Genomic DNA, 25,172 nt, shown 5'->3' on the forward strand with positions numbered 1-25,172 from the left:
GGCACCCAGCTTCACGGCTGAATGCCCCCCGGTCACAACTGATGAATAAAGCCGAACTTAGCCCTTCTTCAGCGCCGCGTAGCGGAACTTGAAGGATGCGTCGAGCGTGTCTTTGGCGCCGGTGACGGTGCTTCCGGTGACGGCGACCTGGGCGCCCTGGAGGAGGGGCAGGGTCGAGAGCTGGGCTGCCACCTTGTCCTGGATCTCCCCGATGAGCTTGGTGCGGGCGGCCTTGTCTGTCGTGACGGCCTGCTGCTTGATCAGGTCGTTCACGGCGGCGTCGCTGTAGTGGTTTCCGACGAAGTTGCCATCGGCGAAGAACGGCGTCAGGTAGTTGTCCGCATCCGAGTAGTCCGGGTACCAGCCGAGCTGGTAGGCGGGGTATGCGTCCTTCACACGCTCCTTGGAGTACGTGACGTACTCCGTCGAAGCCAGGTTGACCGTGAAGAGGCCGGAGGCGTCCAGCTGGTCCTTGACGAGCGCGTATTCATCGCTCGAGCCGGGGCCGTAGTGGTCGGTGTTGTACTGCAGGTTGAGGGCGACGGGGCTCGTGATGCCGGCAGCCTCGAGGGTTGCCTTGGCCTTGGCCTTGTCCGGTCCTCCGTTGCCGTCGCCGTAGAGGCCCTTGAGGGACTCGGTGGCGCCGGTCATGCCGGCCGGAACGTAGGAGTAGAGCGGCGTGTACGTGCCCTTGTAGACCTGCTTGGCGATCTCGGCACGGTCGACGAGGTCGGCGACGGCCTGGCGGACGGCGAGCGACTTGGCCGGGTCGGCCTCGGGCGTCTTCGCGCCGAACGGCTGGGTGTCGAAGTTGAAGACGATGTAGCGGATTTCTCCACCGGGTCCGTCGACGACCTTGACCTTGTCGTTGCCGCGCAGGTCATCGATGTCCGTCGAGGACAGGCTGCGGAAGGCGACGTCGATATTGCCTTCCTGCACGTCGAGCTTGAGGTTCGACGCGTCGGCGTAGTACTTGACGTTGACGACATCCGTCTTCGCCGGGCCGAGGTTGCCCTTGTAGTCCTTGTTGGCCTTGTAGCCGATGAGGTTGTTGAAGTCGTAGCTCGTGATGACGTACTGGCCTGCGAAGGCGTTCGCCTTCACGATGTCGGCGTCTGGCGTGATCGCGGTCGCCGAGAAGGTCTCCTCGTCGACGATGACACCGGCAGGGCTCGACAGGATCTGCGGGAAGACCTGGTCGTTCGCGGCCTTGAGGGTGAAGACGACGGTGGTGTCGTCGACGGCCTTGACGCTGTCGAGGTTGTAGAGCAGCGTCGACGGGCCGTTGGCGTCCTTGATCTTCAGCTGGCGGTCGAAGCTGAACTTCACGTCGGAGGACGTGAGCTTGTGGCCGTTGGCGAAGACGAGGTCGGGCTTGAGCGTGACCGTGTACTCGGTCGGGCTCGTGAACTCGGCCTTGGTCGCGATGTCCGGCGTCACGTCGGCGGTGCCGTATGCGCTGTTCATCAGGAACGGGAAGACCTGGTTCATCACGGCGAACGAGCCGTTGTCGTACGAGCCGGCCGGGTCGAGCGTCGTGACCTTGTCGGTCGTGCCGATCAGGAGGGTTCCTCCGGCGGTCGCTGTGGTGCCGCCGGCCGAGCAGCCGGCGAGGACGAGCGCGGAAGCGGCGACGAGCGCCAGTCCCCCGATCAGCCTGGTGCGCCTGGTGGGTGAAAATGCCATGTGCGTGAGCCTCTTTCTCTCGGAATGCGGCAGAGGCGGCATGCGAGGGAGCCGCACCTCTGCATTGCTGTATCGAAAGGAATATCACGAAAAACGCAGTCTGCCCGAATTCTCGCCAGAATATTTACCTAGCTGCAACACGCGAGGTCTGCTCAGTTACTCATCCCGCAGGTTACGCCGCTCGAGTTCGACGCGCATGAGTTCGCGTTGCAGCGCCGTGTACGGCACTCGGTCGGTGGGGTCCGCGCGTTGCAGCCGGCCGAGCAACTCGGCCTTCTGGCGGAGGAAGTCCCGATCGATCAGGGCGACGGTCACGTCGCGCACGTAGCGTTCGACTTCGCGTTCGGTGCGCTCGGGGAGGGGCGCCATCGCCAGGTCGGTGACCAGATTCTGCAAGGGAAGCGGCACGTCCGCGACCACACGCTCGATCCAGTCGGGTGCCGAAAGGGTGTCCAGGTTCGCGGCGATCGCGTCACGAACGACCGCGAGGGACTGGTGGGCGAAACCGGTCTGCACGGCCCGTTGCAGCAGTTCGACGCCGACGAGGGCGGGACGCTGGAGCATGGCCATCAGCCCGTCGCGTTCCAGGCGGGTGATCGGGTCCGTGGGCAGTTCGACCATCGAGAACGGCCGTTCGCGCACGGGCTCGCTGCTCTCGCCGCCTCGGCCAGTGGCGGATGTCCCAGGTGCGGTGCGTGATCGGCTGAGCGCGGCGGAGACAGCCCGGCCGACCTCGCCGAGGTCCATGCCGAGCATGCGGGCGAGCTCGTGCGTGTAGCCGGGCCGGAGGGCGGGATCGCGGATGTCGCTCACGAGCGGTGCCGCTGCCCGCAGGGCGGAGACGCGTCCTTCGACGGTCTCGAGGTTGTACTGGGCGAGGAGCTGCCGGATCATGAATTCGAACATCGGCTTCTTCGATTCGATCAGCCGTTGCACGGCCCCGTCGCCCTTGTGCAGCCGCAGGTCGCAGGGGTCGAAACCCTCAGGCGCGACGGCGACGAAGGTCTGCGCGGAAAAACGCTGCTCCTCGCTGAACGCGCGGACGGCGGCCTTCTGGCCCGCGGCATCCGGGTCGAAGGTGAAGACGACCTCCCCGACGCCGCTGTCGTCGCCGAGGACGCGGCGGAGGACCTTGATGTGGTCGACTCCGAACGAGGTGCCGCACGTCGCGACGGCGGTCGTCACCCCGGCCAGGTGGCACGCCATCACGTCGGTGTAGCCCTCGACGACGACGACCTGGTGGCTGCGGGAGATGTCCCTCTTGGCGAGGTCGAGTCCGTAGAGCACCTGAGCCTTGTGATAGATCGGGGTCTCCGGCGTGTTGAGGTATTTGGGGCCCTTGTCGTCCTCGAGGAGCTTGCGCGCCCCGAAGCCGATGGTCTGCCCGGTGATGTCGCGGATGGGCCACACCAGGCGGCCGCGGAAGCGGTCGTAGACACCGCTCGAGCCCTCCCGGCTCGACACCAGGCCGGCGAGGGTCAGCTCCTCGTCGGAGTAGCCACGGCCGCGCAGGTGCCTGGTGAGTTCGTCCCAGCTCTTCGGCGCGAAGCCGATCCCGAACCGGGTCGCGGCGTGCGCATCGAAGCCGCGTTCGCCGAGGAACGTGCGACCGACGGCAGCGCCGGCGCTGCCGAGCTGGTCGACGAAGAACTCGGCTGCGGCCTGGTTGGCCGCATAGAGACGCGCCCGGTTCGTGTGGTCAGGCGCATCCGCCCCGCCGCCCTCGTAGTGCAGTTCGAGGCCGACCCGGCCCGCGAGCCGTTCCACGGCCTCGCTGAAGGTGACGTGGTCCATCTTCTGCAGGAAGGAGTAGACGTCGCCGCTCTCGCCGCAGCCGAAGCAGTGGTAAAAACCGACCTGCGGGCGCACGTGGAAGCTCGGGCTGCGTTCGTCGTGGAAGGGGCACAACCCCTTCAGGGAGCCGACGCCGGCCGATTTGAGGCTGACATAGTCGCCGACGATGTCGGCGATATTGGTTCGGGCCTTGACCTCTTCAATGTCGCTTTGTCGAATCAGGCCTGCCATAGCTGAATGTTATCCCGCCGCACGTCCGACTTCGGCACGGGCCGGGTTCTGCACAGGCTCAGTTCTGGATCAGGCGCTCGTACCAGGCGAGCGCTGACTGGTCGGTGAGGCTCGCGACCTGGTCGACGACGACGCGCTTGCGGGCGGCGTCGTCCGCGGCCGCGTGGAAGTCTTCCTTCGAGCCGGCGTCGAGGTGTTCGTCGCCGGTGGCGAGAAGCCGATCGGCGAGCAGGGTCAGCACCTGACGCTGCTGCTGGTAGATCGGTTGCCGGGTGTTCTTCGACATCACGAAGGCCGCGACGACGCCCTTGAGCACGGCGATCTCCGCTGCGACGTTGGGCGGCACCACGACGTGGGCGCCGAAGCGCGCGATGCGCTCTGCCGGATAGGCCTGTCGGGTGGCGTACACGGCCGCTCCGGAGAACCGTCCGATCAACTGGCTCGTCAGGTTTTTGAGGCGACCCTGGTCGCGGCGGCCTGCCGTCCAGCCGCGCAGCCACGAGTCGAGCGCGCCGAGGCGGTCGTATGCCGCAGCGAGGTCGGCATGGGAGACGGCGCCGCCGATCCAGGCGTGCATCGACGAGACGAGTTCGGTGCTCGCACGGCCGTTCAGGGCTGCGAGGTCGAGGTAGCCGTTGACGACGGCATCCTCGAAGTCGTGCACGGAGTATGCGATGTCGTCGGAGAGGTCCATCACCTCCGCTTCGATGCACAGCATCCGGTCGGGGGCGTCGGCACGCATCCACTCGAAGGCCGGGAAGTCGTCGGGGTAGTACCCGAACTTGGCGCGGCCGCTGGGGTCTGACACGGATTCGCCGGCGGGCCACGGGTACTTGCAGCTCGCGTCGAGGCTCGCACGGGTGAGGTTGAGTCCGTAGCTGTGGCCGTCGGGGCCGAAGACCTTCGGCTCGAGGCGGGTGAGCAGGCGCAGTGTCTGGGCGTTGCCCTCGAAGCCGCCGATGTCGAGGGACCAGGCGTTGAGCGCCTTCTCGCCGTTGTGGCCGAATGGCGGATGTCCGAGGTCGTGAGCGAGGCAGGCCGTGTCGACCACGTCGGGGTCCAGTCCGAGGCGCTGCGCGAGCTCCCGGCCGATCTGGGCGACCTCGAGGGAATGGGTGAGCCTGTTCCTGGCGAAGTCCAGGCCCGCGGTGGGGCTGAGCACCTGGGTCTTGGCGGCGAGGCGGCGGAGGGCGCTCGAGTGCAGCAGCCTGGCGCGGTCGCGCGCGAAATCGCTGCGCCGGGAGCTGTGTTCCTCCGGGAAGTAGCGTTCCTCGTCGAAGCTCGTGTACCCCGATCGGTTAGCCACCGCTGGTGTCTCCTTCGCCCTCGGTGAGCCGGGCGCGTTCGGATCCGACGAGTTCCTGCGAGTCGAGCCAGTGCTCGGGCAGGCTGGTTCGCTTGGGACTGCCCGCCCGGCCGCGGGGACCCTCGGCGCCGATGCCCGGGTATTCCTGGGTCGGGTCGAGGGTGCCGAGCAGGTCGTCGAGCTGGGCGAGGGAGACGACGGAGGCGAGGCTCGCGCGCAGTTCGCCGCCAACGGAGTACCCCTTGAAGTACCAGGCGACGTGCTTGCGCACGTCGCGGCAGGCGCGTTCCTCGCTGTCGAAGAATTCGGTGAGGAGCTCGGCGTGCCGACGGAAGGTATCGGCCACAACGCCGAGGTTCGGCTGGATGAGCGCGGCTCCCGCACCCTCCGCCGGCCCGAACGCCGCGGCGAGGTCGCCGAACAGCCACGGGCGGCCGAGGCAGCCACGGCCGACGACGACGCCGTCGCACCCGGTTTCCGCGACCATCCGAACCGCGTCCTGCGCGGACCAGATGTCGCCGTTGCCGAGAACGGGGATGCTCGTGATGGCCTGCTTGAGGGTCGCGATCGCCGACCAGTCGGCCTGGCCGGAATAGTAGTCAGACGCCGTACGGGCGTGCAGCGCGATGGCGGAGACGCCGGCGCCCTCAGCGGCCCTCGCGGCCTCGAGGTACGTGAGGTGGTCGGAATCGATTCCCTTGCGCATCTTGATCGTGACCGGAACAGCCCCTGCCGCGTTCACCGCGGCTTCGACGATGCTCCGGAAGAGTCCGAGCTTCCAGGGCAGGGCGGCCCCGCCGCCCTTGCGGGTCACCTTGGGAACCGGGCAGCCGAAGTTGAGGTCGATGTGATCCGCGCGGTCCTCGGAGACGAGCATCGTGACGGCCTCGCCGATGGTCTTCGGGTCGACCCCGTAGAGCTGGATGGAGCGGGTGGTCTCGCTCTCGTGGTGGTCGATGAGGCGCATCGAGCCCGGGGTGCGCTCGACGAGGGCGCGCGAGGTGATCATCTCGCTGACGTAGAGGCCGGCGCCGAATTCCCGGCAGAGGCGGCGGAATGCGGTGTTGGTGATGCCGGCCATCGGTGCGAGGACGACGGGCACGTCGAGCGTGAGCGGGCCGATCCGCAGCGCGGGGACCGGCGTCGGGTCCGTGCGCGAAGCCGTGAGTGCAGGAGTCATTGGGTCAATTCTCCCAGATGCGGGCGCTCGTGCTGACCCGTGCGACCAACCCGCACCGATCGAGGCCTAGATTCCGCAGGAATCGCCCTCGCAGCTCCCGGCGCCGGATTGGCCGAGGAGCTGGATGAACGGGGTGACGGGCGGCGCCGGGACCGCGGCGACGGGGACAGCGGCGACTGGGACAGCGGTGACATCGGTCATCAACGGTTCTCCCCTGCTGCTGCGGTCTCGTTCTGGTCGGCCTGGGCCTGGCGGAGGGCGCCGGCGAAGGCCTCGGGGTCCTGGGCGCCGGAGATGCCGTACTTTCCGTCGATCACGAAGAAGGGGACGCCCTGGATGCCGTAGGCGTTCGCCTGTGCGACATCCGCCTTGACGTCGGCGAGGTACTCGTGTGCGGTGAGGGCCCGCACGACGTCGGCGCGGTCGAGTCCGATCTCGGCGGCGAGGTCCGCGAGGTCTTCGATGCGGCCGACGTGCCTTCCGTCGACGAAGTAGGCCTTGAGCAGGCGTTCCTTCATGTCGAGCTGGCGTCCGTGCGCCTTGGCGTAGTGCAGGAGCTCGTGGGAGATGACGGTGTTGGTCTGGTGCACCGAGTCGTAGTCGTAGTGCAGGCCGACGCTCTCGGCGATGCCGGTGACCCGGGCGAGCATCTCGGTGACCTGGGCAACGGGGATGCCCTTGCGCTCGCTCAGGTAGTCGATGGGACTGCCGGCGAAGTCGACCGGGGTATCGGGGGCCAGCTCGAAGCTGTGGTACTCGACCTCCACGTCCCCGTCGAAGAGGGCGGCCCCTGCCTCGAACTTGCGCTTGCCAATGTAGCACCAGGGGCACTGCACGTCGGACCAGATGTCGACCTTGATAGTTTCGCTCACACCCGACCCAAGCCGCCGGTCCCCCGATCTATTCCCCGTGCCGCGCGAGGTGTCGCATATCGACGTTAAACGCGCCCACGAACGTCGATTCGCGACACCTCAGGGAGGGGATCAGGCGGTCGGTGCGTCGACGGCCCCGCCGTAGCGGCGGTTGCGCGCGGCGTAGAGCTCGATCGCGTGCCACAGCTCCGCCCGACCGAAGTCCGGCCAGAGGGTGTCGAGGAAGACCATCTCGGCGTAAGCACTCTGCCAGAGCAGGAAGTTGCTCGTGCGCTGCTCCCCCGAGCTGCGCACGAAGAGGTCGACGTCCGGGAGGTCTGCCGTGTAGAGCTGGCGCTGGATCGCCTTCTCGGTGATGCCGGAGGGCTTCAACCGGCCGGCGGCGACCTCCTCGGCCAGCGCTCGGACGGCATCCGTGATCTCGGTGCGCCCACCATAGTTGACGCACATCGTCAGGGTGAGGCCGGTGTTGCCCGCGGTGAGGCGCTCGGCGTACTGCAGTTCGTTGATGACGGATGCCCACAGTCGCGGCTTACGGCCCGCCCAGCGAACCCGCACTCCCCAGTCGTTGAGCTGGTCGCGGCGCCGGTGCAGGACGTCGCGGTTGAAGCCCATCAGGAAGCGGACCTCGTCGGGCGAACGCTTCCAGTTCTCGGTCGAGAACGCATAGACGCTGAGGTGCTTGACACCGATCTGGATGGCCCCGGCGACGACGTCGAGGAGCGCGGCCTCGCCCGCCTTATGGCCTTCGACCCGCGGGAGCCCGCGGGCGTTCGCCCAGCGGCCATTGCCGTCCATCACAATCGCTACGTGCTCCGGAACGACCTTGGCGGGCAGCGCAGGCGGGTACTGTCCGGTCCAGTCGAGCGGGCGGAAAGCCACCGCGTCCTTGTGCGTGAACGGCTTCGGCGCGAACGGGTTCAGGGAAGGCTTCGGGGTCATCGACTGACGTGCTCCAAGGATCGGAGGCCCCGGCCGAGGTGCCACTGCGTGTATGCGGCGACGACTCCGTTGGCCTGGTTCCTGGTCTGTTCTGGCATGGATTCGGCCTGTTCCCAGTCTCCGGCGAGCAGGGAGCCGAGGAGAAGGATGGTCGCCTTGTCGAGCCGGGGCGAACCGGGGGCCGCGCAGTCGTCGCAGACGATTCCGCCCACCTGCACGACGAGCGCGGAGTGGTCGCCGAGTGCGCCGCAGCGTGCGCAGCCCTGGAAGCTCGGTGCCCAACCGGCCATCGACAGGGCGCGCAGGAGGTAAGAGTCGAGGGTCAGGCTCGCGCCGTGTTCCATCCGGGAGAGCGAGCGCAGCGCCCCGACCAGAAGCAGGTACTGCTGCAGGGAACCTTCCGCTTCGGTGAGCTTGTCCGCCGTCTCGACCATCGCGCTCGCCGCGGTGTAACTCGCATAGTCCCCGGAGATCAGGGCGCCATACGAGCCGATCGACTCGGCCTGGGTGACGATGTCGAGGCTGCGGCCCTCGTAGAGCTGCACGTCCGCGACCATGAACGGTTCGAGCCGGGCGCCGAATTTGGAGGCTGTGCGGCGGACGCCCTTGGCGACGGCACGGACCTTGCCGTGCTGGCGGGTGAGCATGGTGACGATCCGGTCGGCCTCACCCAGTTTGTGGGTGCGCAGCACGACGGCTTCATCACGGTAAACAGGCACGTCCCATTCTCCCACCTGGGCGGGCGTTGCGGGTCCGGTTCCGTCCGGCGCGCCGGTCGTGCGGGTTCCTGCCGGAACGGGCACCGTCCACGGTCAGGAAACCCTGCTGCGGGTGGTTTCATTGGAGAATGCCTCCCATCCTGTTCACGATCCCGCTCTGGATCGACCTGACGGCGGTCGCGATCGGCGCGATCCAGGGGGCCATGTTCGCCGGACGATTCACCGATCGCCGCTTCGACCTGCTCGGCATCGCCATCATCGGCGTCACGGTCGGCCTCGGCGGCGGACTCCTGCGCGACATCCTGCTCGGCGGGGTACCCGCCGCCCTGCAGAGCAACTGGTACCTGCCGATCGCGGGTGGATCCGCCCTCCTGGGCATGCTGTTGCAGAGTCTCTTCAATCGCCTCGGCCCATTCATCATCGCGCTCGACGCCGTGACGATCGGCCTGTTCGCCGCCCTCGGGACGAGCAAGGCGCTCGCGCACGGCCTCCCGGAGATTCCGTCGTTGTTCGTGGGCGTGATCACGGCCGTCGGCGGTTCGGCCCTCCGCGACATGATGCTCAACGTACCGATCGCCGTCATGCACGTCGGTTCGTTCTATGCCATGGCCGCCGGATTCGGCAGCGCCCTCCTCGTCGTGCTCTTTGAACTGCACGTGGACATCACGATCGCGGCGATCGCCTGCGTGATCGTGACCACGGTCATGCGGATCCTCGCGGCCCGGTACGGCTGGAGCCTTCCGGAACAGCGTGCGATCGGCAGCTGGCCGCGCTGGCGTCGTCGTGTCCGCCCGGTCACCCTCCGTCGCCGCCGAACCCACGACTGACTCCCCCTCCCCACCCACAGGGCGTCGGACGGATGGCGAAATCTGCCGGTATTCCCTCTCGCATTTGTGGGCCCGCGGGGCGACACTAGTGAGAAGAACTCACATGTCTGGAGGATCCATGAATATGCTGAAGTGCAACTCGCCCGATCCGATGCCGGTGCCCAGCTTGATGCCGGTCCTGTCCCGCGGCAAACACCGCACGCCGCGCTCCGGAGCCTGCTTCATGGAGTTCGCGTCCTACCTCGCCGGCGAGGCGTGGAGTGACCATCCGGCGTGCACGCACCCCCTGGTCGCTTCCCTCGCCCGCATGGTCAATGACTGCACGTCGGACAGTTCCCGTGCCCGCCTGGTACCCCTGATCCCGTCCGTCATCGGCCTCAAGGGCGACAACCCCCGGGTGCGGCTACTGATCGCGGTCAGGGCGGCGACCGCGGCGCTCCCCGTGAGCAGCTCGGATCACCAGCGTGCCCTTGCGGTCGGGATCCTGAACTGTGAGCGCCAGTTGGAGGGGCTCGACGGCGAATTGCCCGAAGGCCTCGAGGCCCGCATCCGCACCGCGTTTGATGCGGCGCCGGAGACCGAGCGGTGGGCGCGCGAGTTCATCTCCTCGATGGGGGCATGGTCGCGCACCAAGTTCACCGATCGCACGGCGGAGACGATCATCCGGGTATCGGTCCAGGGCATTGCAGAAGCGTGCACCCCGAACCCCGACGACCGGCTCTTCGAGTTGCTCTCCGGGGTGATCGAGGACGCCACCCGGGTGCTGGCTCCGGTTGAAGCCGAGCCCGCCCCGGTCGCTCCCCCGGTCGACCGGCGATCCGACAGCGCCCGGCCGGTCCCGGCTCACGCCCGCGGCTGACGCAGGCTGATCTCCAGGCCCAGACAATCGGGGCGATCTGCCAAGTGGCGGATCGCCCCGATTGTCTGTCTTGACGTCTGTGTGGCCTTGATTTCGGAGGTCGTTTTGACTTCGGTGCTGTCGTGACCGCTGTGATGTCCTGACCTCTGTGCTGTCGTGACCTCTGTGCTGGCCGTGGAGCGGCTAGGCCGGAACGCCTGCCAGGGCGAGGTCGCCTGCCGCCGCACGGATTCCGCGGTTGACGGCGGAGACGACGGCCTTCAGTGAGGCGGTCGAGATGTCGGCGTCGATGCCGACGCCCCAGTAGCGCCGGCCGTTGACGTCGAGTTCGACGTAGGACGCGGCGAGGGCGTCTCCGCCGGCGGACATGGCGTGTTCGACGTAGTCATAGAGGGTGATTGCGATGCCGCGCTCCGCCATGATGCCCAGGAACGCCGCGATCGGACCGTTGCCCGCGCCTTCGACGCGCTCGACCCCGTCGTCATCCCGGAGGTCGACGGTGAGGTCGACGCGGCCGCCCAGGTCGCTCGACGTCCGGGTGGAGAACAGTTCGAACCGGCCCCACTTGTCGTCGGGGTGCCCACTGGAACTCGGCAGGTACTCGTCGTTGAAGATGTCCCAGATCTGTTCGCTCGTGACTTCGCCGCCCTCGGCGTCCGTCTTGGACTGGACGACCCCGGAGAATTCGATCTGGAGCTTGCGGGGCAGGTCGAGGGCGTGGTCGGTCTTGAGGAGGTAGGCGACGCCGCCCTTGCCGGACTGCGAGTTGACCCGGATAACGGCTTCGTAGCTGCGACCGAGGTCCTTCGGGTCAACGGGCAGGTAAGGCACCGCCCACTGCAGTTCGTCGACGGACCGGCCTTGCGCCGCGGCATCCGCCGCCATGGCCTCGAAGCCCTTCTTGATGGCGTCCTGGTGCGAGCCGCTGAAGGCGGTGAAGACGAGGTCTCCTGCCCAGGGGCTGCGTTCGGGAACGGGCAACTGGTTGCAGTATTCGGCGGTCCGCTTGACCTCGTCGATGTTGCCGAAGTCGATCTGCGGGTCGATGCCCTGGGTGAACAGGTTGATGCCGAGGGCGACGAGGTCGACGTTTCCGGTGCGTTCGCCGTTGCCGAAGAGGCAGCCTTCGATCCGGTCCGCGCCGGCGAGGTAGCCGAGTTCCGCCGCCGCGATCGCGGTGCCGCGGTCGTTGTGCGGGTGCAGGGAGATCAGGAGGTTCTCACGCTGGTCGAGGTGCCTCGACATCCATTCGATCGAGTCGGCGTAGACGTTCGGGGTGGCCATTTCGACGGTCGCGGGCAGGTTGATGATGACCTTCCGCTCCGGGGTCGGCTCGAGGACAGCGATGACCTGGTTGCAGACCTCGACCGCGAATTCGAGTTCGGTGCCGGTGTAGCTTTCCGGAGAGTACTCGTAGTAGATCGTCGTGCCGGGCACGGTCGCTTCGAGGGCGCGGCAGGTGCGGGCCCCGAAGAGGGCGATGTCGATGATGCCCTGCTTGTCCTCGCGGAAGACGACCTCGCGCTGCAGAACGCTCGTGGAGTTGTAGAGGTGCACGATGGCCTGCTTGGCGCCGGCGATCGATTCGTAGGTGCGCCGGATCAGGTGTTCCCTGGCCTGGGTGAGTACCTGGATCGTGACGTCGTCCGGGATGGCGTCCTCGTCGATGAGGCTGCGCACGAAGTCGAAGTCGGTCTGGCTGGCCGACGGGAAGCCGACCTCGATCTCCTTGTAGCCCATGCGCACGAGCATGTCGAACATGATGCGCTTGCGCTCCGGGCTCATCGGGTCGATCAGCGCCTGGTTGCCGTCGCGCAGGTCGACGGCGCACCAGCGCGGCGCGACCTCGATGTGCTTCGAGGGCCAGGTGCGATCGGGCAGGTCGACCGCGAACTGCTCGTGGTACGGACGGTACTTGTGGATCGGCATCGTCGATGCGGACTGGGTGTTTCTCATGGTCGTGATCTCCTCGCTGGGGTTGGGATAGCCAACAACAAACGCCGCGACGAGGGAGGCCTCAGATTAGGACTCGTCGCGGCAGCGAAGGAGGAGCTGACCGAACAACACACAGGAATGCTAACACCGATTCGCGGCCGGCATCCTGAAAATCGGCTGAAGCGGCACACGACGGATGCCGCGCACCCGCCGAGTGCGCGGCATCCGCCCTGGGGCAGCCAGCTTCAACCGGCCGCGAGGGCCGCGACCGGCGGTATGGACACCGCCCGGCGGGTGGGCAGGATCGTCGCGCCAACGGCGAGAACGGCGGTCCCTGCCACGCAGAGGGCGACAAGCACCCAGGGAATCGACGGCGCCACCAGGCCCGCATGGGTGACGGAGCCGAACAGCGATTGCGCTGCAGCCCAGCCGTATGCGACTCCGAGCACGAGGCCGAGCGCGACGGCCGCGACGGTCATCTGCACGCTCTCGGCGAGGATCATCGCGCGCACCTGCCGTCCGGTGAAACCGAGGGCCCGGAGCAGACCGATCTCGCGGGAACGCTGCAGCACGCTCAGCGCCAGGTTGTTGACCATGCCGATCGCGGCGATCAGCGCGCTGAAGCCGACGAGCACCGAGATCACGGCGAGGCTGGTCGACAGGGTCTCCGAGATGTCCGCGCGCGCAGCGGGGTCTTCCATCAGCGGCTGCATCATCGTTTCGAAGGTCGAGCCTGCCACGGCGAACATGGTGATGAGCGTCACCCCGATGACGAGTCCGATGGTGGTGCGGGCGGCACGCTCCGGATGTTGCCTCGCGTTGGCGACGGCGAGCTTTGCCGGTGCGCTGCCGCCCAGGAGCGCACCGACCAGGCTCAGCATGGGAGGCATCACCAGGTGCGACCCCAGCGCAAGGCCGGTGAACGAGAGCAGCCCCCCGACGAGTCCGAGCAGGACGCCGTATTCGGTGACCTGCCCGACCCAGACTCCCCCTGCGAGGAACAGCACGCCCGTGGCCATCAGCACGATCGAGAACACGGTGCGGACCGGGCGCCTGGTCGACTCCTCGAGGGAGCGCTCCTCTGCCGCGCCGACGGCCTGCATCGGGCTGACGGCGAGCACCCGGCGAGACCCGACCCACGCAGCGCACCAGGTGGACAACACGACGATCACGACGGGCAGGGCGAGCAGGGGCTCGAGGAGCTGGTAGCCGAGATCGGGGATCAGCGCGGCGCCGAAGGCGATCCGGACCCCGACGAAACTCAGCAGGATGCCGACGACGGCGCCCAGAACGGCTCCCGCGAGCCCCACCTTCAGCCCGTCGAGGGCCACGGCGCGGCGCTGGTCGCCGGCGCTCGACCCGATCAGGCGCATGAGCGCGATCGTGCGGGTCCGACCGGCGATGACGGTGGCCACCGTGTTGGTGGTCACGATCGCACTCACGTACACCGCAATCGTGATGAACAGGAATGCGACGATCGATAGGGCGGAACGAACCGCGGACAGCTGGGACAGATCATTGCCGCTGACAACCGTGGCGAGCACGCTCGTCGTCTCCAGGAGAACGACCCCTAAGGCCGATGCGAGCGCCGCCACGAGCAGGCTTGCCCCACGGCCGGCGTGCCCGGTGGCGCGGGCAGTTTCGCTGCCGCTCATGCGCGCTGCTCCATGCCGAGCATGATGCCGGAGATCTCTTCCGCGGTGGATCGTTCCCGGTCCTCGACGACCCTGCCGTCGGCGAGGAAGAGGATGCGGTCGGCGAAGCTCGCCGCGATGGGGTCGTGGGTGACCATGGCGATCCTCTGGCCGTAGCCGGTGCTCGCCGCCTTGAGCAGGGTGAGCACTTCGCGCCCGCTCCGGGAATCGAGGTTTCCGGTCGGCTCGTCGGCGAAGACCAGTTCGGGCCGGGTGGCCAGCGCGCGCGCGATGGCCACTCGCTGTTGCTGGCCACCGGACAGCTCGTGCGGGCGGTGGGTGAGCCGGTCGCCCAGGCCGAGGGAGTCGGTGAGCTGGTCGATCCAGTCCTTCTCCGCCGCATCCGGCCGCCGCCCGTCGAGGGCGAACGGCAGGGTGATGTTCGCCCGCACGTCCAGCGTCGGGACGAGGTTGAACGACTGGAAGATGAAGCCGATCCGGCGGCGGCGCAGGACCGTCAGTTCCGAGTCGCCCAGGCCGGTGATCTCGGTTTCACCCAGCCAAACCCGACCGGAGCTTGCCTCGTCCAGTCCCGCCATGATGTGCATCAGGGTCGACTTGCCGGAGCCACTCGGCCCCATGATCGCGGTGAACTGGCCGCGACCGATTCCGATGGACACGTCGTCGAGCGCCGCTACCGAGGTGGTGGCTGATCCATAGTTTTTACAGAGGTTGGTGACTCTGGCCGCGAGGCCGAGTTCTGCAGATGTGATTTCCATGCTTCAACGTTAGGAATCGCTCCCCCAGCACCGCATCGGGCAGCAGAGGTATCCCGGACACCGAGGGGATGACTCCCGGCCGGACCGGGTCATCCGCTCGTTACTCCGTGAGGCCGTGCTGGAAGGCATACACGACGAGCTGAACCCGGTCGCGGAGGATGAGCTTCGAGAGGATGCGGCTGATGTGCGTCTTGACGGTGGCCTCACTGAGGAATTCCCGCGCCGCGATCTCCGCGTTGCTGAGGCCCAGGGCAGCGAGGGCGAAGATGTCACGTTCGCGGCTGGTCAGCGTGCCGAATGCCTCGGGTTCCACCGGTTGCGCGGGGGCCGGTGCGTCGAAGTGGGCGAAGAGTTCGCGGGTCGCCGACGCTGCGATGACGGCGTTGCCGGCGTGCACGGTGCGGATTGCGGCCAGCAGGAACTCGGGATCCGCGTCCTTGAGCAGGAAGCCGCTCGCCCCGCCCCGGATGGCGCGGCTCGCGCTTTCGTCGAGTTCGAAGGTCGTGAGGACGACGATGCGCGGCGGCATCGCGCCGGCGGCCTCCGCCGCGGCCAGAATGGCGATGGTCGCGTCGATGCCGTCCATCACGGGCATTCGGATGTCCATCAGGATCACGTCCGGACTGACCGCGGCGGCCATGGAGACGCCCGCAGCACCGCTGCCCGCCTCGCCGACGAACTCGAGGTCGGGCTGCGAGGACACCAGCATCCGGATCCCGGCACGGAAGAGCGCCTGGTCGTCGACCAGGGCGACACGGATGCGCGGGACGTCCGCCGCCGCGACCTCGCTCATGCTCGCACCTCGGGTACCGGTGCGGGGAGCACGCCGGCCGTTTTCGTGGCCGTCGGCAGACGTGCGGCGACGCTGAAAACCCCTCCTATCGGCCCGGCCGTCAGACTACCGCCGGCGAGGAGCGCCCGCTCCAGCATCCCGGGCAGGCCGTGGCCGTTCTCCGCGCGCGGGGCCGGCGCCGCCGGAAGCCGCAGGGCATTGTCGATCGTCACAGCGACCCAGTCGGGGGTCCAGTCGAGACGGAGGGCCACGGTCCGGCCGGTGTCCCCGTGCCGGAGGGCGTTCGTGAGCGCCTCCTGCACGATCCGGTAGACCGCGAGCTGGGCGCCGGAGCCGAGGGCGGCGGGTGTGCCGGTCGTCGTCCAGTCGATGTCGAGTCCCGTCCCGCGCATCTGTTCGACGAGCCGGTCGAGGTCGGCGAGCACGGGTTGCGGTCCGGTGACCGAATCCTGGCGCAGCCGGGCGAGCAGGATCCGGACGTCTCCGAGGGCCTCACGCGCGGTCGTGGAGATCGTGGTGAGCGCCTCGTCGACGGCCTCGGGGTTCTGCAAGCGTGCGTAGCGCGCTCCGTCGGCCTGGGCGATCACGACGGCCAGCGAGTGCGCGACGACATCGTGCATGTCCCTCGCGATGCGGTTGCGCTCCTGCTCGACGACCACGGCCCGCTCTGCCGCCCGCTGCTCTTCGAGGGCACGGTATTGGGTGAATTTGCTCTCCCTCGCGGTCTGCCGGGTGCGCTTCAGCAGGCCCAGGGTCCAGGACAGGCCGAGCACGGCGAGGCTGACGAAGGACAGCATCGCCGTCGACCACGCCAGGGCGCCGATGGTCCCCTGCGCGAGCGCTGTGCCGAGGTATGCCAAACCGTGCTGCGCGACCGCGAGGTACACCCCGGCCACCACGGCGCCGACGCCGACGGAGATCAGGCCGGCCCTGCGCGTGGCGGGTCCGGCATAGGCCGCCGTGACGTAGAGCACGGCCAGGACCGCGACGTCGCCGCCGAGCACCGGCTCGCCGGCCAGCATCTGCACGGCCGCGGCCAGCCACGCGAGGGTCAGGGCCAGGGCGGGCGAGAACCGGCGCACCGCGAGAGCCGCAGCGAACGTGATCAGGACGACGACGGTCGCGGGGCTGCCCGAGTCGGCCAGCAGGAGGAGAAGGAAGAAGAGGCCGGCGATGACGATGTCGAGGGCCAGCGAACGACGGGGAATGTCGCGAATCCAGCGGTACCGCGCCGCGCGCGTGGACACTCCCGGCTCGGTCATCCTCCCAGCGTACGGCTCTCCGCGCGTCGGGCAGGGGCGGCGGCCGAACCCCATCCGGAAGAACACCCGAAATCCTCCGTGCGATGTACGCGCGAGCGGTCTGATCGGGTCAGGCAGGGTCGACCCAGGCCAGGCCCGGCCTGTTAAGGTCAGGTCAGGCCAGGCTCCTGGCGAAGGCGAGGGCCTCCCGCACCGAGAGGGCCGGCAGGTATGCCCGGGCGAGTGCGAGTCCGATCGCGGGGAGAGCGACCGGGTCCGGGTATGCCATGAAGAGCGGGTGAAACTCGGGCTGGAACTTGCGCTTGAAGGCGAGAAGCGAGCGGAACCCGTATACGGGCTCGAGGCTACGCCCGAGGAAGTCGATGAACCGGGAGGCCAGGCTTGACGCCCGTTTGTCCCCGTCACCCGAACCGGTCTGGGCGAGCGGGGCCGCGGAGAGGCTCAGGAATTCGATCTCGGGCTGTTCGCTCATCTGCCGGGCAGTCTGCGCGATCAGGAACTCCATGACACCGTTCATGCTCTCCGGGCGGCGCCGCATGAAGTCGAGCGTCCAGCCGATCACCTGCCCGTCCCGATAGCTCGGGAGCCAACTGGTCACGGCGTGCACGACATCGCTCTCGTCGATCGCCAGCATGAGCCGGACGGCCGGGTCGCGGAGCTCGTCGAGACCGCCGAGGGTGAATCCGAGTTCGGGGAGCTCCTTTTCCTGCACCCAAAGCTCCGAGATCTCGGCGATCTGCACGCTCTCGAGCACGGGCAGCGCCCGGTAGCTGGTCCATTCCGCGCGCACGCCCGCGCGTTCCGCCCGGTTGATCGACGAGCGGATGTCCTGCCACTTCTTCCCGGTCGTGTCCCAGGTCTTGGGCCTCAGGATCGTCTCTTCGCCGATGCCCATGGTCTGCCAGCCCATTCGCGCGAAAGTCGCCTGCCAGCTGCCGTGCAGGCTGTAGAAGACCGGGACCCAGCCGTGGTCGTCGCACATGATGGCGAAGTCGGCGATCGCACGCGCGGCGTCTTCGACGGGTCCGACCGGCTCGGTCGTGGTGATCGCCACGCCGGTCTCCACCCGGTACGCGATGGCGGTCGAGCCGGAGGCGTTGAACCAGAGCGAGTTCCCCTCCCACGTGGTCATGTATGCGAGGGACCCGCCGCCTCCCTTGGTGAGGATCTCCCGGAGCCGCGCTGCATCGTCGCTCAGGCCACCGGCGACGGTGCTGCGCATGCACTGGATCGCACCGATGATGACGATCGTCCAGAACACCGGCCCGACCCACTGGTAGAGCAACGTCGACGCCCAGTCGGTCGGCAGGAACGAGAGTCGTTCGAGACGCAGGAATCCGACAGGGATGAATCGCTCGGGGACGTCGCTGATGAGGTCGACCAGGGAAACGGCCGGGGTGAATCGGTCGCTGAGGGCCAGTCCGCCGATGACGTACGCGGCCGCGAGGGCGAAGAAGGAGACCACGGTCGTCAGGAAGAAGCGGCGCAGCCGGCCGGGCCTGCTGTGCACGGGGAAGCGGCGCAGGTTCACCACGATGAGCACCGCGGTCGCGAGCGGAACCAGCACGGAGACGACGAGCACGACGGCGACCTCCCAGTACTGGAAGGACCGCCAGTGCCAGACGTACGGCTGGCCGGAGATGGGCAGGAGGCCGTAGTACCAGGCGCCGAGGACGGCCATACCGGCGTTCACGACGATCGCGAGCCAGGCCGCGAATCGTCTCCCCCGCACGATCCCGAAGGCGGCGACGATCAGGGTGAGGAGCGGCAGCAGCGAGACGAGCACCGGCCCCACGCCGGCGACGCGCTCGAGAGTCAGTTCGTGCACGCACTGCCTGGTGATGTCGCCCAGGAGGCACCGGTCCACGACATCGGTGACGGAGGGCACGTCCTGGGTGAGCAGGAGCCCGAGCGGTGCGAGCAGGCCGAACCGGGTTCCAGAGAAGATCGTGATCACCGGTCCGACGGCAAGGATCCCCAGCACGGAGGCGAGAAGTGTCCGCGTCTCGCGATGCGAACTGCGGCGCCAGGTCAGGTCGATCCGCCGGGGCCGGAAGACGGCCCCGAGCGCCAGCCCCGCGAGGGCCCCGAGGAGGCGGTAGAAATCGGAAGGCTGGCCGGAGTAGAGCACGAGCACGAGGGCGACCACGAGGGTGAAGACGCGAATGCGTCGCCGCCAGAGCGGCCCTGCGAAGCTGCTCGCCGCCATGATCGTGCCGAAGATCGGCGTGAACGGGTCGAGCGCCCAGAGCTCGCTGACGCCCCTCGACCACATCTCTCCGGTCGCGACCCCGGCATCCTGAAGCAGGAGACCGATCCCGGTGCCGAGGATCGCCGTCGACAGGAAGGCGACGACCGTTCGGCCGCTCCCGAGAAGATGCTCGGCATAGCCGAGGACCACGAGAGTCGCGAGGATCGCGAGCAGGAGTTCCGCGAGGTTGTCCACGAGGAACACGCTCGTGATCGGAGACCACCAGTGCCCGCTGTCGATGACCGATTCGTAACCGGTCCCGAACCAGAGCCGGATCCACCGTGACGGACCCTGCACGATGCCCGTCGCGAGGGCGAGCGCGACCAGGATGACCGCGTAGCCGAGGGACACTGGCTGCTTCCTGAGCCGCCGCCAGACGACTCGGCCGGTGAGGACGAGACCGGCTCCGGCCCGGGCAAGCCGCCCGGCTTCTGCCGTTCCGGCAGGACTGTGCGGGCCTCCTGTGGACGTCGACGTCGTACTCACGGCGTCACCGCGAGTCCGGTCCGGGCAGCGATGAGCGGCAGGGCGGTCGTCCAGGCGAATTGCACGGTATGCCAGTCGTGTGCGGTCCCCGGTGAGACGATCAGGTCTGTTCCTGCGCCGGCGGCGGTCGCCGCCGCGTCGAGGGTGTTGGCCCAGGCCAGGAACCGCGTGTCACCGGCGCCCACGGCGAAGATGATGTGCAGGTTCGAATAGGGGGCGTGCGCGGCAAGGACGGCGGCTGGCGCGGCGGCGGCGTACGCGGCGGAATTGCCGGCGAATCCGGTCTGGACCGTGTGGGCGGCATCCCCGTTCCTGGGCGCAAGCTCGCCGGAGATGTCGAGAATGGTGCCGAAGAGCTCCGGATGCGCGGCACCGAGCTGGATCGAGCAGGTGCCTCCCTGGGAGAACCCCGCGATGGTCCACCCGGCCGGGCTCACGGCGACGGAGAAGGTAGACCGGATCCAGGCCGGCACGTCGACAGTGAGGTAGGTGGCACTGTTGCCGAGTGCTGAGTCGACGCACATCGGGTTGCGGTCCGCGGCCCCCAGCTGATCGGGAACGACGATGATCGGCGTCTCGCCGGAATGGGAGGCGGCGTACGTGTCGAGGATGGTGTCGAGTTTTCCGGCAGTGAAGACGTCGGCCGGTGTCCCAGGCTGACCGGAGAGCATCACGACGACCGGGAGCACGGGCGGATGTGCAGTACGTGCGGCGGCGGGCAGGTACACCATTGCGGGGCGCGCATCGAAGCCGGACACGGTTGCCGGAATCGTAACGGTCCCGACGCTTCCAGAGATCTGCCCGACGTTGCTCGCGGTCACTCCGCTCCCGGAGAAGTCGAGTGCGCCGTAAAGCGGAACGCCGAGCGCCGCCCGCACCGTGGTGTACTGACCGAAGTCGGCGTTGACGCCCGCGGCCGCGGAGAGGAGGCAAAGCGGGATCACGGCGATCGCGAGGCCGCGCCGCCAGCCGCGCCCGGCCAGCGTGTTGATCGCAAGGCCGATCCCGGCGAAGGCGGCCACGACCCAGCCGCGGGTCACCATCGACAGGGACACCCCGAACAGGTCCCAGACATCGCTTGTCAGCCAGGCGAGGACCCAACCGAGGAGCGCCCCTGCCGACAGGCTCACGGCGACGCGGAAGAAGGCGATCCCGCTGTACCGGCGGGCGAGCACGAGGACGATGGCCAGGGCTGTGAGGACGTAGAGCACCACCACGACGGGTCCAGCAACGATGCTGGTGTCAAGCAATGCAGCCATTTCGGTTTCCTCCCTCCCTACCCTCACACTCGGAGGCGGGCCCGGCCCGCCAAACCGCCGGGTTCTGAGGAAGGCTTCAGGGAATGGTGCTGGCGGGCACGCCCTTCCCCAGCAAAGGGTCAGGGCGCGGCACGATCAGAAGCCGAGGCGGCCGAGCTGCTTCGGGTCGCGCTGCCATTCCTTGGCGACCTTGACCCGCAGGGAGAGGAAGACCCGCTTGCCGACCAGGGGTTCGATCTGCTTGCGCGCGCGCACCCCGACGTCCTTGAGCCGGCTGCCGGACTTACCGATGATGATGCCCTTCTGGCTGTCCCGCTCGACGAACAGGTTGGCGTAGACCTCGACCAGTTCCTGATCGTCCCGTTCGATGATGTCGTCGATCGTCACGGCGATGGAGTGCGGCAGTTCGTCGGTGACGCCCTCGAGCGCCGCCTCACGGATGTACTCGGAAATGCGCGATTCGAGGCTTTCGTCCGTGACGGCATCCGCCGGGTAGAGCGGGGCGTCGGAAAGCGGCAAGAGGCGCAGGAGCTCGGCGGCGAGGATGTCCAGCTGGATGCGGCTCGTCGACGAGATCGGCACGATCGCTTCCCAGTCCCGGAGCGCGGACACCGCGAGCAGCTGGTTGGCGACGCTCGTCTTCGAGGACAGGTCGATCTTGGTCACGATCGCGACCTTGCGGGCCCGCGGGAAGTTGTCGAGCTGCTCGTTGATGAACCGGTCTCCCGGGCCGATCGGCTCGTTGGCGGGGATGCACAGGCCGACCACGTCGACACCGGCGAGCGTGGACTGGACGAGGCTGTTGAGGCGCTCGCCGAGCAGGGTCCTCGGCTTGTGGATGCCGGGCGTGTCCACGAGGATCAGCTGGCCGTCCTTCTGGTGCACGATCCCGCGGATGGCCCGCCGTGTCGTCTGCGGCTTGGAGGAGGTGATGGCGACCTTCTCGCCGACCAGGGCATTGGTGAGGGTCGACTTGCCGACGTTGGGTCGACCGACGAACGATACGAACCCCGCCCGGAAATCATTTTCTGTGGTCATGACCGTTTACTCCCTCATCGTCCGTCACTCCGAGGAATGCGGCCTGCGCCTCGATCAGCGCTTCGTCTCGTTGGACCAGCACTGTGCTGATCCGTTTGCGGCGGCCCTCCGTGCGTTCAGCGGTGAGGACCAGCCCGCTCGTGCGTGCGACCGACCCGGCTACGGGCAGTCGTCCGAGGGCCTTTGCCAGCAGTCCGCCGACCGAATCGACCTCGTCGTCGTCGAGTTCGAGGTCGAACAGTTCGCCGAGTTCATCGACCGGGAGCCGGGCGCTGACCCGGAACCGGCCGTGGCCGAGGTCTTCAACCTCGACGACGTCACGGTCGTACTCGTCGGAAATGTCGCCGACGAGTTCTTCGATCAGGTCTTCAAGCGTGACCAGGCCCGCTATGCCACCATACTCGTCGACGACCATGGCAAGGTGGTTCGACTCGAGCTGCATCTGCCGGAGCAGCTCGTCGACCTTCTTCGACTCGGGGACGAACACTGCGGGCCGTGCGAGGTCGCCGACGGTGAGGCTCTCGATGTTCGGCGGTCGCTCGTAGACGAGCCGGGCGACGTCGCGGAGGTAGACAATGCCCGTGACGTCGTCGACTTCGCCGTCGATGACGGGCACCCGGGAGAAGCCCTTGCTCAGGAACAGTCCCATGGCTTCGCCGAGGGACGCGCCGACCTCGATCGTCACCATGTCCGTGCGCGGAATCATGACCTCGCGCACGACGGTGTCGTTGAACTCGAAGATGGAGTGGATGAGTTCCCGGTCGTCCTCTTCGAGCACGTCGAGCTCCGTTGCCTCGTCGACCATGCTGAGCAGCTGGTCCTCGGAGGTGAAGGTGGCGAGACGCGTGCGCCCGGGGGTGACCCGGTTGCCGAGTGCGACGAGGGCGTTCGCGATCGGTCCGAGCAGCACGCGCAGGAAGTGCACGAGCGGCGCCGTGCCGGTGAGCAACCCGACAGGGTGCGCCCGCCCGACGCTGCGCGGGCTCGCACCGACCAGGACGAAGGAGACCGCCGTCATGAGGGCGGCCGACAGGATGAGGGCGAGCCAGAGTTGTTCGATCGTCGTCGCGAAGACGAGGGTCACAAGCACCGCAGAGGTCGTCTCGGCGATGATCCTCATGAAGCTGATCGCATTGAGGTGGGCGCCGGTGTCCGCGGAGATCGCGCGGAGGGACCGCTTCGCCCGGTGGGTCTCGGCGAGTTCATTGATGTCGACCCGGGAGAGGGCGAGGACGGCGGAATCGACGGCGGCCATCAGGCCGCCGAAGGCGACCAGGACGATGGCCGCCAGGAGAAACCACCCGATGCTCATCGGGTTCGGCGGCGTTCCTGCATGGCGAAGCCGATCAGGATGTCGCGCTGGATGCCGAACATCTCCTTCTCCTCTTCGGGTTCGGCGTGGTCGAAGCCGAGGAGGTGCAGGATTCCGTGCGCGGTCAGCAGGAGGAGCTCGTCGAGCGTCGAATGGCCGGCCGTCTCCGCCTGACCCTGGGCGACCTGCGGGCAGAGCACGATATCGCCGAGCAGGCCCGCGGGCGTTTCGGCGTCCTCGGTGCCCGGCCGGAGTTCGTCCATCGGGAAGCTCAGCACATCCGTCGGCCCCGGCTCATCCATCCACTGCACGTGCAGCTGCTCCATCGCGCCCTCGTCGACGAGGAGGATCGCGAGGTCGGCGTCCGCGTGCACGTGCATGGTGTCGAGGGCGAAAGCCGCGAGGCGCTGGAGCGCGACCTCGTCGACCGGGATGTTCGATTCGTTGTTGATTTCAATGCTCATGAGGGTCTCCGTTTCGGAAAGCGGTCGCGGATGCCGCCGGGGCGTTCTGGGCCGCGTTTGACGAATTCGTGGGCCTGTTCGCTTTCGATGCGCTGGGCCTGCCTGAGTGCGTCGTATTCGGTCCAGGCGTCGACGATCCTGCCGACGAGGGAATGGCGCACGACATCCGCGCTCGTCAGGCGCACGAAGCGGATGTCGTCGACCGCGTCGAGCACCCGGGTCACGAGCCGCAGTCCGCTCGTTCCGGCCGGCAGGTCGATCTGGGTGACGTCGCCGGTGACGACCATCTTCGACCCGAAGCCGAGCCGGGTGAGGAACATCTTCATCTGTTCCGGCGTCGTGTTCTGCGCCTCGTCGAGGACGACGAAGGAGTTGTTCAGGGTACGGCCACGCATGTAGGCGAGCGGGGCGACCTCGATCGTGCCTGCCGCGAGCAGTTTGGGCAGGAGTTCCGGCTCCATCATCTCGCCGAGCGCGTCGTAGAGCGGACGGAGATAGGGGTCGATCTTGTCGGTCAGGGTGCCGGGAAGGAAGCCGAGTCGCTCCCCCGCTTCGACGGCCGGGCGGGTGAGGATGATCCGCTCGACCTCCTTGCGCTGCAGCGCCTGCACGGCCTTCGCCATGGCGAGGTAGGTCTTGCCGGTTCCGGCGGGGCCGATCCCGAACACGATCGTGTCGGTGTCGATGGCGTCGACGTATTCCTTCTGGCCGATCGTCTTCGCGCGGATGCTCTTGCCCCGTGAGGTGAGGATCGGCGGCCCGAGACGGACGGAGGGGCTCGAGGCGCTGTCTTCGCCGAGCATCCGGGCGCTCGACACGACCTCGGCAGGGGCGAGGTCGCGGCCCTCGCGGATCATCACGAGCAGTTCTTCGATCAGACGCTGGGCGGCGGCGACCTGGGTCGGCTCGCCGGAGAGCGTCATCTCGTTGCCGCGGACGTGCACGCTGACCGCGGGGTGTTCCTTCTCGATCGCTCCGAGCAGCCGGTCCTGGGCTCCGAGGAGGCGCACCATGGCGACCCCGTCGATGAGGATCCGGGTGTCGACGGTCGCCGCGGGAGGCACGGCACCGGACGGCTCCGACCCGGGGAGCCCGTCGCCTCTGAACTCAGACGGAGCCAAGTGTGCCCTCTCCGAGTGAGCCGGTCGCCGGGTCCGTCGCGGGCTTCTGGGCGAGCACGTGGGCGTGGACGTGGAACACGGTCTGGCCGGCGGAGGCGCCGGTGTTGAAGACGAGGCGGAACTGGCCGTCGGAGAGGTCGGTGGCGACCTGTCCGGCCACCGCGACGAGCTCGGCGAGCAAGCCGGGATCGCCGGCTGCGAGTTCGACGACATTGCGGTACGCCTCGGTCTTCGTCGTGACGACGATGTGCACGGGGGCCTGCGGGTTGATGTCCGTGAATGCGATGATGCGGTCGGTCTCGGCGACGATGGTCGCCGGGATTTCCCGTGCGACGATGCGGCTGAAGACGGAGGGTTCTGCGCCGGTTTCTGACATGGTCCTATCTTAAGCGGCAGGTCGCCCGGCAGGGGTCACCAGCGGA

General features: G+C 67.9%; 22 protein-coding genes. 2 read left to right on the plus strand and 20 right to left on the minus strand.

Annotated features, from left to right (window positions below; genetic code table 11):
• Positions 1-57: 57 nt before the first annotated feature.
• From QN350_RS00485 to recO, 8 genes are all read right to left on the minus strand, one after another.
• Entirely contained in the window at positions 58-1,686 is a 1,629-nt protein-coding gene (locus QN350_RS00485) for an ABC transporter substrate-binding protein (protein ID WP_281534848.1), read from the minus strand.
• Between the two features lie 156 nt (positions 1,687-1,842).
• Complete coding sequence (gene dnaG / locus QN350_RS00490; RefSeq protein ID WP_322139732.1) at positions 1,843-3,711, minus strand: DNA primase; 1,869 nt, start codon at positions 3,709-3,711, stop codon at positions 1,843-1,845.
• Between the two features lie 58 nt (positions 3,712-3,769).
• Complete coding sequence (locus QN350_RS00495; protein ID WP_322139731.1) at positions 3,770-5,017, minus strand: deoxyguanosinetriphosphate triphosphohydrolase; 1,248 nt, start codon at positions 5,015-5,017, stop codon at positions 3,770-3,772.
• Positions 5,010-6,197: a tRNA dihydrouridine synthase DusB gene (gene dusB, locus QN350_RS00500; RefSeq protein WP_322139730.1), complete on the minus strand. Its 1,188-nt coding sequence runs from the start codon at positions 6,195-6,197 to the stop codon at positions 5,010-5,012. The genes QN350_RS00495 and dusB overlap by 8 nt, the downstream gene beginning before the upstream one ends.
• A 66-nt stretch (positions 6,198-6,263) precedes the next feature.
• Complete coding sequence (locus QN350_RS00505; protein ID WP_322139729.1) at positions 6,264-6,398, minus strand: hypothetical protein; 135 nt, start codon at positions 6,396-6,398, stop codon at positions 6,264-6,266.
• Positions 6,398-7,069, minus strand: coding sequence for a DsbA family oxidoreductase (locus QN350_RS00510; protein WP_281534847.1), 672 nt, complete (start codon positions 7,067-7,069; stop codon positions 6,398-6,400). The genes QN350_RS00505 and QN350_RS00510 overlap by 1 nt, the downstream gene beginning before the upstream one ends.
• A gap of 111 nt (positions 7,070-7,180) precedes the next feature.
• Positions 7,181-8,011 carry an isoprenyl transferase gene (locus QN350_RS00515; protein ID WP_322139728.1) on the minus strand — a complete coding sequence of 277 codons (831 nt, stop codon included), beginning with the start codon at positions 8,009-8,011 and terminating at the stop codon, positions 7,181-7,183.
• Positions 8,008-8,730: a DNA repair protein RecO gene (gene recO, locus QN350_RS00520; protein ID WP_322139727.1), complete on the minus strand. Its 723-nt coding sequence runs from the start codon at positions 8,728-8,730 to the stop codon at positions 8,008-8,010. The genes QN350_RS00515 and recO overlap by 4 nt, the downstream gene beginning before the upstream one ends.
• Before the next feature lie 128 nt (positions 8,731-8,858).
• On the opposite strand from recO, the gene QN350_RS00525 reads away from it, so the two are divergent.
• Together QN350_RS00525 and QN350_RS00530 are read left to right on the plus strand one after the other, a co-directional pair.
• The gene (locus tag QN350_RS00525) at positions 8,859-9,557 is read left to right on the plus strand and encodes a trimeric intracellular cation channel family protein (RefSeq protein ID WP_281534846.1); all 699 of its coding nucleotides are present in this window, start codon (positions 8,859-8,861) and stop codon (positions 9,555-9,557) included.
• Between the two features lie 118 nt (positions 9,558-9,675).
• Positions 9,676-10,416, plus strand: a complete 741-nt coding sequence (locus QN350_RS00530; RefSeq protein WP_322139726.1) for a hypothetical protein — start codon at positions 9,676-9,678, stop codon at positions 10,414-10,416.
• Positions 10,417-10,599: 183 nt separating this feature from the next.
• Here the strand turns inward: QN350_RS00530 and leuA are convergent, their stop codons facing one another.
• The 12 genes from leuA to QN350_RS00590 all read right to left on the minus strand — a co-directional run bounded on the left by leuA (position 10,600) and on the right by QN350_RS00590 (position 25,126).
• Positions 10,600-12,372 (minus strand): 2-isopropylmalate synthase, encoded by a 1,773-nt coding sequence (leuA, locus tag QN350_RS00535; RefSeq protein ID WP_281534844.1) that lies wholly within the window; start codon positions 12,370-12,372, stop codon positions 10,600-10,602.
• A 224-nt stretch (positions 12,373-12,596) separates the two neighbouring features.
• Positions 12,597-14,006, minus strand: coding sequence for an ABC transporter permease (locus QN350_RS00540; RefSeq protein WP_322139725.1), 1,410 nt, complete (start codon positions 14,004-14,006; stop codon positions 12,597-12,599).
• Positions 14,003-14,764, minus strand: coding sequence for an ABC transporter ATP-binding protein (locus QN350_RS00545; RefSeq protein WP_322139724.1), 762 nt, complete (start codon positions 14,762-14,764; stop codon positions 14,003-14,005). Before QN350_RS00545 ends, QN350_RS00540 begins: the two co-directional genes overlap by 4 nt.
• Positions 14,765-14,864: 100 nt before the next feature.
• A complete protein-coding gene (locus tag QN350_RS00550) occupies positions 14,865-15,557 on the minus strand; it encodes a response regulator transcription factor (protein ID WP_323515581.1) in 693 nt (230 codons plus the stop codon).
• Positions 15,554-16,819: a sensor histidine kinase gene (locus QN350_RS00555; RefSeq protein WP_322139722.1), complete on the minus strand. Its 1,266-nt coding sequence runs from the start codon at positions 16,817-16,819 to the stop codon at positions 15,554-15,556. The genes QN350_RS00550 and QN350_RS00555 overlap by 4 nt, the downstream gene beginning before the upstream one ends.
• A 154-nt stretch (positions 16,820-16,973) precedes the next feature.
• Entirely contained in the window at positions 16,974-19,556 is a 2,583-nt protein-coding gene (locus QN350_RS00560) for a DUF2156 domain-containing protein (protein WP_322139721.1), read from the minus strand.
• Complete coding sequence (locus QN350_RS00565; RefSeq protein ID WP_322139720.1) at positions 19,553-20,815, minus strand: alpha/beta hydrolase; 1,263 nt, start codon at positions 20,813-20,815, stop codon at positions 19,553-19,555. Before QN350_RS00565 ends, QN350_RS00560 begins: the two co-directional genes overlap by 4 nt.
• Positions 20,816-20,950: 135 nt before the next feature.
• Positions 20,951-21,853 (minus strand): GTPase Era, encoded by a 903-nt coding sequence (era, locus tag QN350_RS00570; protein ID WP_134533434.1) that lies wholly within the window; start codon positions 21,851-21,853, stop codon positions 20,951-20,953.
• Positions 21,837-23,165, minus strand: a complete 1,329-nt coding sequence (locus QN350_RS00575) for a hemolysin family protein (RefSeq protein ID WP_322139719.1) — start codon at positions 23,163-23,165, stop codon at positions 21,837-21,839. Before QN350_RS00575 ends, era begins: the two co-directional genes overlap by 17 nt.
• A complete protein-coding gene (ybeY, locus tag QN350_RS00580) occupies positions 23,162-23,629 on the minus strand; it encodes an rRNA maturation RNase YbeY (RefSeq protein ID WP_322139718.1) in 468 nt (155 codons plus the stop codon). Before ybeY ends, QN350_RS00575 begins: the two co-directional genes overlap by 4 nt.
• Entirely contained in the window at positions 23,626-24,642 is a 1,017-nt protein-coding gene (locus tag QN350_RS00585; RefSeq protein ID WP_322140418.1) for a PhoH family protein, read from the minus strand. The genes ybeY and QN350_RS00585 overlap by 4 nt, the downstream gene beginning before the upstream one ends.
• 94 nt (positions 24,643-24,736) lie before the next feature.
• The gene (locus tag QN350_RS00590; RefSeq protein WP_281534834.1) at positions 24,737-25,126 is read right to left on the minus strand and encodes an HIT domain-containing protein; all 390 of its coding nucleotides are present in this window, start codon (positions 25,124-25,126) and stop codon (positions 24,737-24,739) included.
• Positions 25,127-25,172: the final 46 nt, after the last annotated feature.

The organism is Cryobacterium sp. 10I5 (genome assembly GCF_035019865.1).
GTDB classification, from domain to species: Bacteria; Actinomycetota; Actinomycetes; order Actinomycetales; family Microbacteriaceae; genus Cryobacterium; species Cryobacterium breve_A.

What these genes read in the sequence shown, in the direction of transcription:
- QN350_RS00585 (WP_322140418.1), bottom strand. Translation starts at nt 24,642, where the DNA reads ATGGTGCGCCTCCTCGGAGCCCAGGACCGGCTGCTCGGAGCGATCGAG.
- QN350_RS00525 (WP_281534846.1), top strand. Translation starts at nt 8,859, where the DNA reads ATGCCTCCCATCCTGTTCACGATCCCGCTCTGGATCGACCTGACGGCG.
- QN350_RS00485 (WP_281534848.1), bottom strand. Translation starts at nt 1,686, where the DNA reads ATGGCATTTTCACCCACCAGGCGCACCAGGCTGATCGGGGGACTGGCG.
- dnaG (WP_322139732.1), bottom strand. Translation starts at nt 3,711, where the DNA reads ATGGCAGGCCTGATTCGACAAAGCGACATTGAAGAGGTCAAGGCCCGA.
- QN350_RS00550 (WP_323515581.1), bottom strand. Translation starts at nt 15,557, where the DNA reads ATGAGCGAGGTCGCGGCGGCGGACGTCCCGCGCATCCGTGTCGCCCTG.
- QN350_RS00575 (WP_322139719.1), bottom strand. Translation starts at nt 23,165, where the DNA reads ATGAGCATCGGGTGGTTTCTCCTGGCGGCCATCGTCCTGGTCGCCTTC.
- QN350_RS00540 (WP_322139725.1), bottom strand. Translation starts at nt 14,006, where the DNA reads ATGAGCGGCAGCGAAACTGCCCGCGCCACCGGGCACGCCGGCCGTGGG.
- leuA (WP_281534844.1), bottom strand. Translation starts at nt 12,372, where the DNA reads ATGAGAAACACCCAGTCCGCATCGACGATGCCGATCCACAAGTACCGT.
- era (WP_134533434.1), bottom strand. Translation starts at nt 21,853, where the DNA reads ATGACCACAGAAAATGATTTCCGGGCGGGGTTCGTATCGTTCGTCGGT.
- ybeY (WP_322139718.1), bottom strand. Translation starts at nt 23,629, where the DNA reads ATGAGCATTGAAATCAACAACGAATCGAACATCCCGGTCGACGAGGTC.
- QN350_RS00565 (WP_322139720.1), bottom strand. Translation starts at nt 20,815, where the DNA reads ATGGCTGCATTGCTTGACACCAGCATCGTTGCTGGACCCGTCGTGGTG.
- QN350_RS00555 (WP_322139722.1), bottom strand. Translation starts at nt 16,819, where the DNA reads ATGACCGAGCCGGGAGTGTCCACGCGCGCGGCGCGGTACCGCTGGATT.
- QN350_RS00530 (WP_322139726.1), top strand. Translation starts at nt 9,676, where the DNA reads ATGAATATGCTGAAGTGCAACTCGCCCGATCCGATGCCGGTGCCCAGC.
- QN350_RS00590 (WP_281534834.1), bottom strand. Translation starts at nt 25,126, where the DNA reads ATGTCAGAAACCGGCGCAGAACCCTCCGTCTTCAGCCGCATCGTCGCA.
- QN350_RS00505 (WP_322139729.1), bottom strand. Translation starts at nt 6,398, where the DNA reads ATGACCGATGTCACCGCTGTCCCAGTCGCCGCTGTCCCCGTCGCCGCG.
- QN350_RS00545 (WP_322139724.1), bottom strand. Translation starts at nt 14,764, where the DNA reads ATGGAAATCACATCTGCAGAACTCGGCCTCGCGGCCAGAGTCACCAAC.
- QN350_RS00515 (WP_322139728.1), bottom strand. Translation starts at nt 8,011, where the DNA reads ATGACCCCGAAGCCTTCCCTGAACCCGTTCGCGCCGAAGCCGTTCACG.
- dusB (WP_322139730.1), bottom strand. Translation starts at nt 6,197, where the DNA reads ATGACTCCTGCACTCACGGCTTCGCGCACGGACCCGACGCCGGTCCCC.